11 protein-coding genes are annotated in these 13,556 nt (G+C 61.4%); 2 read left to right on the top strand and 9 right to left on the bottom strand.

What is annotated here, in order from left to right:
* Positions 1–101: 101 nt before the first annotated feature.
* A complete protein-coding gene (gene rlmE, locus ACIPZH_RS08055) occupies positions 102–728 on the bottom strand; it encodes a 23S rRNA (uridine(2552)-2'-O)-methyltransferase RlmE (RefSeq protein WP_241803851.1) in 627 nt (208 codons plus the stop codon).
* A 102-nt stretch (positions 729–830) separates the two neighbouring features.
* Here rlmE and yhbY point away from each other — a divergent pair, with 102 nt between their 5' ends.
* Positions 831–1,139 (top strand): ribosome assembly RNA-binding protein YhbY, encoded by a 309-nt coding sequence (gene yhbY / locus ACIPZH_RS08050; protein ID WP_241803852.1) that lies wholly within the window; start codon positions 831–833, stop codon positions 1,137–1,139.
* A gap of 12 nt (positions 1,140–1,151) precedes the next feature.
* Here the strand turns inward: yhbY and ACIPZH_RS08045 are convergent, their stop codons facing one another.
* From ACIPZH_RS08045 to grpE, 8 genes are all read right to left on the bottom strand, one after another.
* Positions 1,152–1,601, bottom strand: a complete 450-nt coding sequence (locus tag ACIPZH_RS08045) for an MFS transporter (RefSeq protein ID WP_241803853.1) — start codon at positions 1,599–1,601, stop codon at positions 1,152–1,154.
* Complete coding sequence (greA, locus tag ACIPZH_RS08040; protein ID WP_012312644.1) at positions 1,579–2,061, bottom strand: transcription elongation factor GreA; 483 nt, start codon at positions 2,059–2,061, stop codon at positions 1,579–1,581. The genes ACIPZH_RS08045 and greA overlap by 23 nt, the downstream gene beginning before the upstream one ends.
* A complete protein-coding gene (gene carB / locus ACIPZH_RS08035) occupies positions 2,058–5,279 on the bottom strand; it encodes a carbamoyl-phosphate synthase large subunit (RefSeq protein ID WP_241803854.1) in 3,222 nt (1,073 codons plus the stop codon). The genes greA and carB overlap by 4 nt, the downstream gene beginning before the upstream one ends.
* A 105-nt stretch (positions 5,280–5,384) precedes the next feature.
* Positions 5,385–6,521: a glutamine-hydrolyzing carbamoyl-phosphate synthase small subunit gene (gene carA / locus ACIPZH_RS08030; RefSeq protein WP_241803855.1), complete on the bottom strand. Its 1,137-nt coding sequence runs from the start codon at positions 6,519–6,521 to the stop codon at positions 5,385–5,387.
* A 422-nt stretch (positions 6,522–6,943) separates the two neighbouring features.
* Positions 6,944–7,747, bottom strand: coding sequence for a 4-hydroxy-tetrahydrodipicolinate reductase (gene dapB / locus ACIPZH_RS08025; RefSeq protein WP_241803856.1), 804 nt, complete (start codon positions 7,745–7,747; stop codon positions 6,944–6,946).
* 13 nt (positions 7,748–7,760) lie between these two features.
* On the bottom strand, positions 7,761–8,885 hold the full coding sequence (gene dnaJ, locus ACIPZH_RS08020) for a molecular chaperone DnaJ (protein ID WP_400629881.1): 1,125 nt from the start codon (positions 8,883–8,885) through the stop codon (positions 7,761–7,763).
* Positions 8,886–9,083: 198 nt separating this feature from the next.
* Complete coding sequence (gene dnaK, locus ACIPZH_RS08015) at positions 9,084–11,012, bottom strand: molecular chaperone DnaK (RefSeq protein ID WP_012312639.1); 1,929 nt, start codon at positions 11,010–11,012, stop codon at positions 9,084–9,086.
* A 101-nt stretch (positions 11,013–11,113) separates the two neighbouring features.
* Positions 11,114–11,668 (bottom strand): nucleotide exchange factor GrpE, encoded by a 555-nt coding sequence (gene grpE / locus ACIPZH_RS08010; protein WP_012312638.1) that lies wholly within the window; start codon positions 11,666–11,668, stop codon positions 11,114–11,116.
* A 190-nt stretch (positions 11,669–11,858) separates the two neighbouring features.
* On the opposite strand from grpE, the gene recN reads away from it, so the two are divergent.
* Positions 11,859–13,532, top strand: coding sequence for a DNA repair protein RecN (gene recN / locus ACIPZH_RS08005; RefSeq protein ID WP_349975268.1), 1,674 nt, complete (start codon positions 11,859–11,861; stop codon positions 13,530–13,532).
* The last annotated feature ends 24 nt before the right edge of the window (positions 13,533–13,556 follow it).

Below are 13,556 nucleotides of genomic sequence, written 5' to 3'. Positions count from 1 at the left end.
CCGTCTGTAACCCTTTGTGAAATCTAGACTACACGAAGTTCGGACAATCCAGACGGGGCGGCCGATTGGAAATAACTATCGACCACCCCGCAGCACGCCATTCAAGCGCCCTTGAAACCCCTACCCAGCAGGTACTGTTCACGCGAGCGGTCCCGCGAAGACGACGGCTTGCGCATCTGCACCTTGTCGAACTTGGTGCGAACATCCTTCAGGTACATGTCAAAGCCTTCGCCCTGGAAAATCTTGATGAGAAAATCACCACCGGGCTTGAGTACACGTGTTGCCAGGTCCAGGGCCAACTCACAGAGGAACATCGCACGTGGCATGTCCACTTCAGGCGTACCACTCATATTGGGGGCCATGTCGGAAATCACAAGGTCTACGTGCGAATCACCGACCGCGTCGAGAATCTGTTGCAGCACTTCATCCTGGGTGAAGTCGCCCTGAATGAAGGTAACGTCAGGGATCGAGTCCATTTCCAGAATGTCGGAAGCGATCAGGCGGCCTTGGCCACCAATCAGACGACTGGTCACCTGCGACCAACCGCCAGGGGCTGCGCCGAGGTCGATCACGCTCATGCCGGGACGGATCAGGCGGTCCTTCTCCTGGATCTCCAGCAGTTTGTAGCTTGCGCGCGAACGGTAGCCATCCTTCTGCGCCTGCTTAACAAAAGGGTCGTTAAAATGCTCTCGCAGCCAGTTGGCGCTGCTTTTGGAACGTTGTACCACGGGGCACCTCGATGATATGCGTCGTGTTTGACTGGGCGGAGCCACAGGCCCTCGGGTAAAATGCCCGTCAATTTTACAGAATCAGACGGAAAGGGTCAGATTATGCCGCTCAATAACGAGCAGAAGAAGCAATACAAATCCATTGGTCATGACCTGAAACCGGTCCTGATCGTTGCTGGCAACGGTTTGAATGAAGGCGTGATCGCTGAACTGGACCGCGCCCTGGCCGACCATGAGCTGATCAAGGTCGAAATTCGCTCGGAAGATCGCGAAGAGCGCGCCGAGACCATCGCAGAGCTGTGCAAGCAAGGCCGCGCCGAGCTGGTGCAGACCATCGGCAAGAAAGCGCTGATCTACCGCAAGAACCCGCAGCCGAACAAGCAGCTGTCCAACATCCACCGTTACAAGTAACGGTGGCGCCGCTCAGTGGCGCGCTTGACGCGCCCTGACCGGTACCGGTTGAGCGACCAGCACGATGCCGGAAAACCCCAGCACCAGGAAACAGAACATCTGCCAGCGCTCGCCGACCGAGATACCGTAGCGCAAGGTGTAGTACCCCACGCAGGCCGCAAAGCCCAGCAACAGCATCTGGCCACGGAATTGCCGCCACCAGGCAGCCAGGCCATCGACCCTCGCCAGCACCGCCAGCTGCGTCAGCAGCCCGAGCATCGCCACACCTATCAACCAACGGTCGATCTGCCCGGCGATGTCCTGTACCAGCAAGGGCGCCAGGCCACTGACCTTGAGCGCAGGCACCAGCCCCACATGGAACACCCAAAGGCCACCGACCCAGAAAACCTGGGCCAGCTGCCAGAGGATCCCCTCAAGGGATGGCGCCCGCTGGCGCCGGTCAGATGTGCTTGACTTCGACAATCTCGTACTCGACCGAGCCGCTTGGCGTCTTGACGACGACAGTATCACCTTCTTCCTTGCCGATGATGGCACGGGCGATCGGTGCGCCACTCGAGAGCTTGCCTTGCTTCACGTCGGCTTCATCCTCGCCAACGATCTGGTAGCTCACCTCTTCATCGGTTTCAGTGTTGGCCAGCACCACAGTAGTACCGAAAATCACCTTGCCGGTGTGAGGAATAGTGGTCACATCGATCACTACCGAGTTCTGCAGACGGCCTTCGATGTCGCGGATACGCGCCTCGACCATGCCCTGCTCCTCACGGGCGGCATGGTATTCGGCATTTTCCTTGAGGTCGCCCAGTTCGCGCGCTTCGCCAATGGCCTGACTCAGGCGCGGGCGCTCGGTCTTGCTCAGGAACAGATGTTCCTCTTCCAGGGCGCGAGCGCCCTGAACGGTCATCGGATACTTGGTAATGCTCATGCTTTAAGTCCTGCATGCAGATCCTGCAAGCGACGAACGGTCTTTTCAGGGCCGAATTTCAGCGCTTCGCAGATGGCTTCACCAGCCGCAATGGTCGTGGTGCAGTAGATCTTGTGCTGCAACGCATTGCGGCGAATCGAATAGGAGTCGGCAATCGACTGACGGCCTTCGGTGGTGTTGATGATCAACGACACTTCGTCGTTCTTGATCATGTCGACCACGTGCGGACGACCTTCGGTCACCTTGTTCACGCGGCGCACTTTCAGGCCCGCCGCCTCGATGACCTTGGCAGTACCTGCAGTAGCGACCACTTCAAAGCCCAGGGCGATCAGGTCGCGGGCAACGCCAGCCACTTGCGGCTTGTCGTCGTCACGTACGCTGATGAACGCGGTACCGCCCGTTGGCAGCACTTCGCTGGCACCCATCTGGGCCTTGGCGAACGCTTCACCGAAGCTGTCACCGACACCCATGACTTCACCCGTCGATTTCATCTCAGGGCCGAGGATCGGGTCAACCCCCGGGAACTTGGCGAACGGGAAGACGGCTTCCTTGACGCTGTAGAAGTTCGGGATGATTTCCTGGGTGAAGCCCAGCTCTTTCAGGGTTTTGCCAGCCATGACGCGGGCAGCGATCATCGCCAGGGAGGTGCCGATGCACTTGGACACGAACGGCACGGTACGCGAGGCGCGCGGGTTGACTTCGATCACGTAGATCTTGTCGCCCTGCAAGGCCAGCTGCACGTTCATCAGGCCAACCACGCCCAGCTCCAGTGCCATCTTGCGCACCTGGTCGCGAACCTGGTCCTGCACGTCCTTGCTCAGCGAGTAAGGCGGCAGCGAGCACGCCGAGTCACCGGAGTGAACACCGGCCTGTTCGATGTGCTGCATGATCGCGCCGATGACAACGTCGGTGCCGTCGCAGACCGCATCCACATCCATCTCGATGGCGCAGTTGAGGAAGTGGTCGAGCAGTACCGGGCTGTCGTTGGACACCTGCACCGCTTCACGCAGGTAGCGCTTGAGCTCGTCCAGTTCGTAGACGATCTCCATCGCGCGGCCGCCCAGTACGTAGGACGGGCGCACCACCAGCGGGTAACCGATACCGCCCGCGGCACGGATGGCTTCTTCTTCGCTGCGCACGGTGGCGTTTGGCGGCTGCAGCAGGTTCAGGCGCTGAACCATCTGCTGGAAGCGCTCACGGTCTTCGGCACGGTCGATGGCGTCCGGGCTGGTACCGATGATCGGTACGCCGGCCTCTTCCAGGGCGCGCGCCAGTTTCAGCGGGGTCTGGCCGCCGTAGTGGACGATGACGCCCTTGGGCTTCTCGACGCGGCAGACTTCCAGCACGTCTTCCAGGGTCAATGGCTCGAAGTACAGACGGTCGGAGGTGTCGTAGTCGGTGGAGACGGTTTCCGGGTTGCAGTTGACCATGATGGTCTCGTAACCGTCTTCACGCAGTGCCAGTGCCGCGTGCACGCAGCAATAGTCGAACTCGATGCCTTGGCCGATACGGTTCGGGCCGCCACCCAGGATCATGATCTTGTCGCGGGTCGACGGGTTGGCCTCGCACTCTTCCTCATAGGTGGAGTACAGGTAGGCGGTATCGGTGGCGAACTCGGCAGCGCAGGTGTCGACGCGCTTGTAAACCGGGAACACTTCCAGCTTGTGGCGGTGACGGCGCAGGTTCTTGTCGGTGATGCCGAGCAGCTTGGCCAGACGCTGGTCCGAGAAGCCCTTGCGCTTGAGGCGCAGCATGTAGTCCTTGTCGATCGCCGACAGGGCCAGGGTCTTGACCTTCTCTTCTTCCTTGATCAGGTCTTCCATCTGCACCAGGAACCACATGTCGATGCCGGTCAGGGCAAAGATCTCTTCGCAGGTCATACCCGAACGCATGGCGTCAGCCACGTACCAGATACGCTCGGCGCCCGGCACGGTCAGCTCGCGCTTGAGGATGCTGGCGGCTTCAGGGCTGGCCAGGTCGACTTTCGGGTCCAGGCCGCAAGCACCGACTTCCAGGCCGCGCAGGGCTTTCTGCAGGGACTCCTGGAAGGTACGGCCGATGGCCATGACTTCACCCACGGACTTCATCTGGGTGGTCAGGCGGGCGTCGGCTTTCGGGAATTTCTCGAAGGCGAAGCGTGGCAGCTTGGTGACGACGTAGTCGATCGACGGCTCGAAGGACGCCGGGGTACGGCCGCCCGTGATGTCGTTCTGCAGTTCGTCGAGGGTGTAACCAATGGCCAGCTTGGCGGCGATCTTGGCGATCGGGAAGCCCGTTGCCTTGGAAGCCAGCGCCGAGGAACGCGAAACACGCGGGTTCATTTCGATCACGACCATGCGGCCAGTGTTCGGGCAGATACCGAACTGCACGTTGGAACCACCGGTTTCAACGCCAATTTCACGCAGCACCGCCAGCGAGGCGTTGCGCATGATCTGGTATTCCTTGTCGGTCAGGGTCTGCGCTGGCGCCACGGTGATGGAGTCACCGGTGTGCACGCCCATCGGGTCGAAGTTTTCGATCGAGCAGACGATGATGCAGTTGTCCTTTTTGTCGCGGACCACTTCCATCTCGTACTCTTTCCAGCCGATCAGCGATTCGTCGATCAGCAGCTCTTTGGTCGGCGACAGGTCCAGACCACGGGTGCAGATTTCTTCGAACTCTTCACGGTTGTAAGCGATACCACCGCCGGTGCCACCCATGGTGAACGACGGGCGGATGATGCAGGGGAAGCCAAGCTTCTCAAGGACCGCATTGGCCTCTTCCATGCTGTGGGCGATACCGGAGCGCGGGCACTCCAGGCCGATGTCCTTCATGGCCTTGTCGAAGCGCGAACGGTCTTCGGCCTTGTCGATGGTGTCGGCGTTGGCACCGATCATCTCTACGCCGAACTTCTCCAGCACGCCGTGGCGCTCCAGGTCCAGGGCGCAGTTCAGTGCGGTCTGGCCACCCATGGTCGGCAATACGGCGTCCGGGCGCTCTTTTTCGATGATCTTGGCCACCGACTGCCACTTGATCGGCTCGATGTAGGTGGCGTCGGCCATGGCCGGGTCGGTCATGATGGTGGCTGGGTTGGAGTTCACCAGGATGACGCGGAAACCTTCCTCGCGCAGGGCTTTACAAGCCTGGGCGCCGGAGTAGTCAAATTCGCAGGCCTGGCCGATCACGATCGGGCCAGCGCCGAGAATCAGGATGCTTTTGATGTCTGTACGTTTTGGCATGGTGGTCACTCAAATCCGGGGTCAGTCGGCAAGCCGCTTTGAACAATCTGGGTCAGGCGCGGCCGGGCGCGGCAGGTGCCGGCCCGGGGCCTTGAAGCAGGATGCTCAGCGGCGCTTGGCCATGGCATCGGTGAAACGATCGAACAGTGGCGCGACGTCGGTCGGGCCCGGGCTCGCTTCAGGGTGGCCCTGGAAGCTGAACGCGCTCTTGTCGGTACGCTCGATACCCTGCAGGGTGCCGTCGAACAGCGACTTGTGGATGGCGCGGACGTTACCCGGCAGGGTGGCTTCGTCTACGGCGAAACCGTGGTTCTGGCTGGTGATCATGACCACGCCGGTGTCCAGGTCCTGGACCGGGTGGTTGGCACCGTGGTGGCCGTGGCCCATTTTCACGGTCTTGGCGCCGGAGGCCAGGGCCAGCAGCTGGTGGCCGAGGCAGATGCCAAACACCGGGATCTCGGTTTCGAGGATCTCTTTGATCGCCTGGATGGCGTAGTCGCATGGCTCCGGATCACCAGGGCCGTTGGACAGGAACACGCCGTCCGGGTTGAGCGCGAGCACTTCGCTGGCCGGGGTCTGGGCAGGCACCACGGTCACGCGGCAGCCGCGGGCGACCAACATGCGCAGGATGTTCAGCTTGACGCCGTAGTCGAAGGCGACAACGTGGTACGGCAGCTCGGAGGCTTCGAGGGTCGGGTGGCTGTCGGTTTTCAGCTCCCACACGCTGGAGCGCCACTCGTAACGCTCCTTGGTGGAAACGACCTTGGCCAGGTCCATGCCCTTGAGGCCGGGGAAGGCGCGGGCCGCGGCGATGGCGGCTTCTTCGCTGATGTTGTCACCAGCCAGAATGCAGCCGTTCTGAGCGCCCTTTTCACGCAGGATACGGGTCAGGCGACGGGTGTCGATGCCGGCGATGGCAACGACATTGTTGGCCTTGAGGTAGTCAGGCAGCGACTGGGTGTTACGCCAGTTGCTGGCCAGCAGCGGCAGGTCACGGATGACCAGGCCGGCGGACCAGACGCGGTTCGACTCGGCATCTTCCGGCGTGGTACCGGTGTTGCCAATGTGCGGGTAAGTCAGGGTAACGATTTGCTGCGCGTAGGAAGGGTCTGTAAGGATTTCCTGGTAGCCGGTCATAGCGGTGTTGAATACCACCTCACCAACGGTCTGACCGTCGGCTCCGATGGCTTCACCGCGAAAAATACTGCCGTCGGCAAGGGCGAGTATGGCTGGCTTTGTCAAGAAGACCTCCCGTAAATCAAGCATGAAAGGGCGATCGCAGGTTGCAAAAAAGCGGAGTGACGTATGGACACGTCACCCCGCTTTTATGTGCTGAATTCAATTCGCTGCGCGCTTTTAGTGGACACACTAAAGCTGTAGCTTACAGAAAAGTGCTTTTTTGGTCTACCGCAAATGTGCCTCTAAAACACATGATTGCGACAGGGGGTGCCTTGCACCCCATCGCCGGCAAGCCGGCTCCCACATGTTGGACTGCACCAACCGGAAGGTTTGCAATCCCCTGCGGGAGCAGCTGCGTCGCTCAATTTCCAAAAGCCAACGCAACCCCTCGTGGTGGCAGCTGCCTTGCTCAACCCTAAAAGCCCACACAATCCCTTGTGGGAGCCGGCTTGCCGGCGATAGGGCCATCACAGTCGCTGCAAGACTCAGCGCAATTCCAGCACATCCTGCATGTCGTACAAGCCCGCCTCACGCCCATCCAGCCACAGCGCGGCACGCACCGCACCCTTGGCGAAGGTCATGCGGCTGGAAGCCTTGTGGGTGATTTCCAGGCGCTCACCTTCTGCGGCGAACAGCACGGTGTGATCACCGACCACATCGCCGGCACGCACGGTGGCGAAGCCGATGGTCTTGCGATCACGCGCCCCCGTCTGGCCCTCACGGCCATACACCGCCACTTCCTGAAGGTCACGGCCCAGTGCGTTGGCCACCACCTCACCCATGCGCAGCGCAGTGCCTGACGGCGCATCGACCTTGTGCCGGTGGTGCGCCTCGATGATCTCGATGTCGACATCATCGCCCAGCACCCGCGCGGCCATGTCCAGCAACTTCAGGCTGAGGTTGACGCCTACGCTGAAGTTGGCGGCGAAGACGATCGGGATGTCCTTGCCCGCCTCGGCCAACAGCAGCTTCTCGTCGCTGGTGAAACCAGTGGTGCCGATGATCATGGCCTTGCCATGCTTACGGCAGAACGCCAGGTTCTTCAGGGTCACCGAAGGGTGAGTGAAGTCGATCAGCACATCGAAATCGTCGGCAACCTTGGCCAGGTCATCCGACAGCGGCACACCGATACGGCCAAGGGCCGCCAACTCACCGGCATCCGCCCCGACCAGCGAGCTGTCTGGGCGATCGATCGCCGCGGTCAGCCCGGCACCTGGGGTTTGCTGCACAGCTTCGATCAGGGTTTTGCCCATCCGCCCTGCCGCGCCCATCACTGCAATACGTCGCATAGCCTGTTCCTTGTCAGAGATCGCCGAAGAAGCGCTTCACGCCATCGAACCAGCCATTGGCCTTGGGCGAGTGGGAGCTGTCGCCTTCGAGCGAGTCGCGCAGCTCTTCGAGCAGTTCACGCTGGCGACGGCTGAGGTTGACCGGGGTCTCGACCGCAACGCGGCACAGCAGGTCACCCGCACCACCACCACGCACCGGTGCCACACCCTTGCCACGCAGGCGGAACTGCTTGCCGGTCTGAGTGCCTTCCGGGATCTTGAGCTTCACACGACCATCGAGGGTCGGCACTTCCAGCTCGCCACCCAGAGCGGCATCGGTATAGCTGATGGGCACTTCGCAGTAGAGGTGCTTGCCGTCACGCTGGAAAATCTCGTGCTCACGCACGTTGATCACCACGTAAAGGTCGCCAGTCGGGCCACCGTGAGTGCCCGCTTCGCCTTCGCCGGACAGGCGGATACGGTCACCCGTGTCGACGCCGGCTGGCACCTTGACCGACAGGGTCTTGTATTCCTCGACGCGGCCTTCACCGTGGCAAGCATTGCAAGGGTCGGTGATGATCTTGCCCTGGCCATGGCAGCGTGGACAGGTCTGCTGCACAGAGAAGAAGCCCTGCTGCATGCGCACTTGGCCAATGCCGCCGCACGTCGGGCAGGTCGATGGCGTAGAACCCTTCTTCGCACCGCTGCCGTCACAGGACTGGCAATTGACCAGCGTCGGCACACGAATACTGACCGTGGTGCCGCGCACGGCTTCTTCCAGGTTCAGCTCCAGGGTGTAGCGCAGGTCGCTGCCGCGCGCAGCGCCACCACGACCACCGCCACGCCCACCACCGAAGAAGTCACTGAACACATCGCCAAAGATGTCGGAGAAGTTGGCGCCACCAAAGCCTGCACCGCCGCCACCCATGCTCGGGTCGACACCGGCGTGGCCATACTGGTCGAACGCGGCCCGCTTGCTCGCATCAGACAGCACTTCGTAGGCCTCGTTGGCCTCCTTGAACTTGTCTTCGGACTCTTTGTCGCCCGGGTTGCGGTCCGGGTGGTACTTCATCGCCAGGCGGCGATAAGCCTTTTTCAGGTCTGCTTCACTGGCGCCGCGCTCGACACCCAGGACCTCATAATAATCACGCTTGGACATAGGTCATTTGCACCTTGTTGGGCGTTCGGCATCCGCGCCGCGCCGTCAGCACCCGCCTGAAGACCCGATGCGGCCCAGACAAATGCTGTAAAAAATTCTCGAATTCCAGATACGCCAACGCGGGAGCAAGCCCCCGCGCGGCGACATCCTACCAGCTCACCGCCAAACGACGGTGAGCTGGCCGACAACATGCAACGATTACTTCTTGTCGTCGCCTTTCACTTCTTCGAACTCGGCGTCAACCACGTCATCGTGCTTGGCTTCCGGTTCGGCCTGCTGCTGAGCGCCGCCCTGAGGCTGTTCGGCCGACTGCTCGGCGTACATCTTCTGCGCTACCGGCGCGGAGACCTTGGACAGCTCCTCGACCTTGGCATCGATGGCAGCCTTGTCGTCGCCTTTGACAGCGGCTTCCAGGGCAACCACGGCCGCTTCGATGGCAGTCTTCTCTTCGGCAGTGACCTTGTCACCGGCGTCAGCGACCATCTTGCGGGTCGAGTGAACCAGCGCGTCACCCTGGTTACGGGCAGCGGCCAGCTCTTCGAACTTGCGGTCTTCCTCGGCATTGGCCTCGGCGTCACGCACCATTTTTTCGATCTCTTCGTCGGACAGACCGGAGTTGGCCTTGATCACGATCGACTGGGTCTTGCCGGTGGCCTTGTCTTTGGCGCCGACGTGCAGGATGCCGTTGGCGTCAATGTCGAAGGTCACTTCGATCTGCGGAACACCACGCGGTGCTGGCGGGATGTCAGCCAGGTCGAACTTGCCCAGCGACTTGTTCTGCGAGGCTTGCTTGCGCTCACCCTGCAGCACGTGAATGGTCACTGCGCCCTGGTTGTCGTCAGCAGTCGAGAACACCTGCGACTTCTTGGTCGGAATGGTAGTGTTCTTCTCGATCAGCGGGGTCATCACGCCGCCCATGGTTTCGATACCCAGGGTCAGCGGGCTGACGTCCAGCAGCAGCACGTCTTTCACGTCACCGGCCAGTACGGCACCCTGGATGGCAGCGCCCATGGCGACTGCTTCGTCCGGGTTGACGTCCTTGCGAGCTTCCTTACCGAAGAAGTCGGCTACGGCCTTCTGAACCAGCGGCATACGGGTCTGGCCACCGACCAGGATCACGTCGTCGATCTTGCTGGCGTCGATGCCTGCGTCTTTCAGGGCGATGCGGCAAGGCTCGATGGTACGGTTGACCAAGTCTTCGACCAGCGACTCCAGCTTGGCGCGGGAGATTTTCACGTTCAGGTGTTTCGGACCGGTCGCGTCTGCAGTGATGTACGGCAGGTTAACGTCGGTCGACTGGGCCGAGGACAGTTCGATCTTGGCCTTTTCCGCGGCTTCTTTCAGACGCTGCAGGGCCAGAGGGTCGTTCTTCAGGTCCATGCCCGACTCTTTCTTGAACTCGTCGACGAGGTAGTCGATCAGGCGCATGTCGAAGTCTTCGCCACCCAGGAAGGTGTCGCCGTTGGTGGCCAGTACTTCGAACTGGTGCTCACCGTCGACTTCGGCGATTTCGATGACCGATACGTCGAAGGTACCACCACCCAGGTCATAAACGATGACGGTGTGGTCGCCCTTGGCTTTGTCCATGCCATAGGCCAGCGCAGCAGCGGTCGGCTCGTTGATGATGCGTTTTACGTCCAGGCCCGCGATGCGGCCGGCGTCTTTGGTGGCCTGACGCTGGCTGTCGTTGAAGTAGGCCGGAACGGTGATGACCGCTTCGGTGACTGGCTCGCCGAGGTAGTCTTCGGCAGTCTTCTTCATCTTTTTCAGGACTTCGGCGCTGATCTGCGGCGGCGCCATTTCCTTGCCGGAAGCTTCGACCCAGGCGTCACCGTTGTTAGCCTTGACGATCTTGTACGGCACCAGCTTGATGTCTTTCTGCACGACATCTTCTTCGAAGCGGCGGCCAATGAGGCGCTTCACTGCGAACAGGGTGTTGTGCGGGTTGGTGACGGCCTGGCGCTTGGCCGACTGGCCAACCAGGATTTCGCCGTCATTGGCGTAGGCCACGATCGAAGGGGTGGTACGCGCACCTTCGGCGTTTTCGATGACCTTGACGTTACCGTTTTCCAGAATGGAGACGCACGAGTTGGTGGTCCCCAGGTCGATACCGATGATTTTGCCCATGTTTACTCTCCCGAAACTTGAATTTGGTTGCAGCGACTACTTTGGCCAACTGCGGTAATACTTGAAGGCTTGACACCTAGATGGGGATGCCCCGACGGATTTCAAGCCTTTTCATCGATCGAAGGCTGCGGCGCGCTCGGCGCCTTGCTGACCACTACCATGGCAGGGCGCAGCAGGCGGCCATTGAGCAGGTAGCCCTTCTGGAACACGTTCAGCACGCTGTTGGGCTCTACCTCGGCGCTTTCCTGCATGGCCATGGCCTGATGGTGCTCGGCGTTGAACGGCTGGCCGTGCGGGTCGATGGCTTCGAGGTTGTAACGCTTGAGGGTGTCCTGGAACATCTTGAGGGTCAGTTCGACGCCTTCACGGATCTTCTTGACCTGTTCATCCTCAGCGCTGGAGTGCGCCAGGGCCAGCTCAAGGCTGTCGATCACAGGCAGCAGGTCGCCGGCGAATTTTTCCAGGGCGAACTTGTGCGCCTTCTCGACATCCTGCTCGGCGCGGCGGCGCACGTTCTGCAGGTCGGCGACGGCACGCAGGGACTGATCCTTGGCGGCGGCCAGCTGCTCCTCGAGCTCTTGAACGCGGGCGCCGTTATCCACTGCACCTGCCTCTTCGGCGTTAAGGTCTTTCTCATTCAGCTGTTCGTCAGCCATGGGGTCTCTCCTCCGCAATCTCTGTAGTACGAGCAAAGCTCGCCGTGTCTGCCGGCTATATGGGGCCGGAAAAATCAGCTTCAAGGGGCAAAGCGGTTTTGGGTCGACGATGGAAACTGCGAGCAGGCATTGGCAGGGCCGAAAAAAGTACTGTATAAATAACCAGACCTGACTTTTCGGGAGCCGCCCCATGCTGGTGCACCTGTCCATTCACAACTACGCCATCGTCGAACACCTCGATCTCGAACTCGCCCGCGGCATGTCCGTCATCACCGGCGAAACCGGCGCAGGCAAATCGATCATGCTCGACGCCCTCGGCCTGGCCCTGGGTGATCGTGCCGACAGCGGCGTGGTGCGCCCTGGCGCAGACAAGGCGGACATCCTGGCCACCTTCGACCTGGTGGATATCCCCGAAGCGCACACCTGGCTGGCCGATCGCGACCTGGACGACGGCGGCCCGTGCATCCTGCGCCGCGTGATCACGGCCGAAGGCCGCAGCCGCGGCTACATAAACGGTACGCCCTGCCCGCTGGGTGACCTGAAGGCGCTCGGTGAACTGCTGATCGACATCCACAGCCAGCATGAGCACCAGTCGCTGCTCAAGACCGACACCCACCGCCGCCTGCTCGACGAATATGCCGGTGCCATCGACCTGTCCCGTCAGGTTCAGCTGGCCGCCAAGCGCTGGAACCAGACCCGCCTGGAGCTGGAGCACCTGTCCAACTCCGGCGATGAGCAGCGCGCCCGCCACCAGCTGCTCAGCTATCAGCTCGAAGAGCTCGACAACCTTGGCCTGGGTGAGAACGAACTGGAGCAGTTGGAACAGGAACACAAGAACCTCACCAACGCCGAGGCCCTGTTCGGCATCTGCCGCCAGGTCATCGACCAGTGCAGCGAAAGCGACTCGGGCAATGTGCTCGGCGCCCTCACCTCCAGCCTCAACCGCCTGGGCGCCGCAGCCAATACGCCCAAGGCACTGGGTGAAGCCGCCAACCTCATCGCCAGCGCACAGATCCAGATAGAAGAAGCCGTAGGCGAACTCAACCGCTTCCTCGACAACTTCGACGCCGACCCCATGCGCCTGCAGGCCCTGGAAGAGCGCCTCGACACCATCTACACCCTGGCACGCAAACACCGTGTGCACCCGACCGAACTGCCCCACCTGCAGCAGCAACTGCTTGAGGAGCTCGAAGGCCTGAATGCCAGCGACGAATCCATAGAGCGCCTGGGTGAGGAACTGTCCGCCTATGCCAAGCATTATCAGGAAAAGGCAACCGAGCTGAGCGCCTTGCGCCAACAGGCCGCCAAACAGCTCGCCGTCGCGGTCGAACAAGAGATCCAGCGCCTGGGCATGCCTGGCGGGCGGTTCTGCATCGAACTCACACCCAACCAAAGCAACGACCTGTCGCCACACGGCCTTGAGCAGATAGAACTGCTGGTCAGCGCCAACCCCGGGCAGCCGCTCAAAGCGTTGGCCAAAGTGGCCTCGGGCGGTGAACTGTCACGGATCAGCCTGGCGATTCAGGTCATCACGGCGCAAACCTCACGCATCCCGACGCTGGTCTTCGACGAAGTTGATGTGGGTATCGGTGGGCCGACGGCCGAGATCGTCGGCCAGCTGTTGCGCCGCCTCGGTGAACGCGGCCAGGTGCTGACCGTCACCCACCTGCCTCAGGTCGCGGCGCAAGGGCATCATCATTTGTTCGTGCACAAGGTGCGCAACAGCGACACAACGCACACTGCCGTGGCCAACCTTGGCAAGCGCGAGCGGGTCGAGGAGGTGGCGCGGATGCTGGGCGGTATCGACCTGACCAAGGAATCGCTGGCGCATGCACGCAAGATGGTGGTGTCCGGCAAGGCGTGAGGCTGCCTGCAGCCGGCTCCAGCA

It is taken from the genome of Pseudomonas sp. NPDC089758 (assembly GCF_044748705.1).
In the GTDB taxonomy this organism is placed as follows: Bacteria; Pseudomonadota; Gammaproteobacteria; order Pseudomonadales; family Pseudomonadaceae; genus Aquipseudomonas; species Aquipseudomonas putida_X.
Note: the sequence above shows the minus strand (reverse complement) of the source record. Positions and strands in the feature narration are given on the sequence as shown.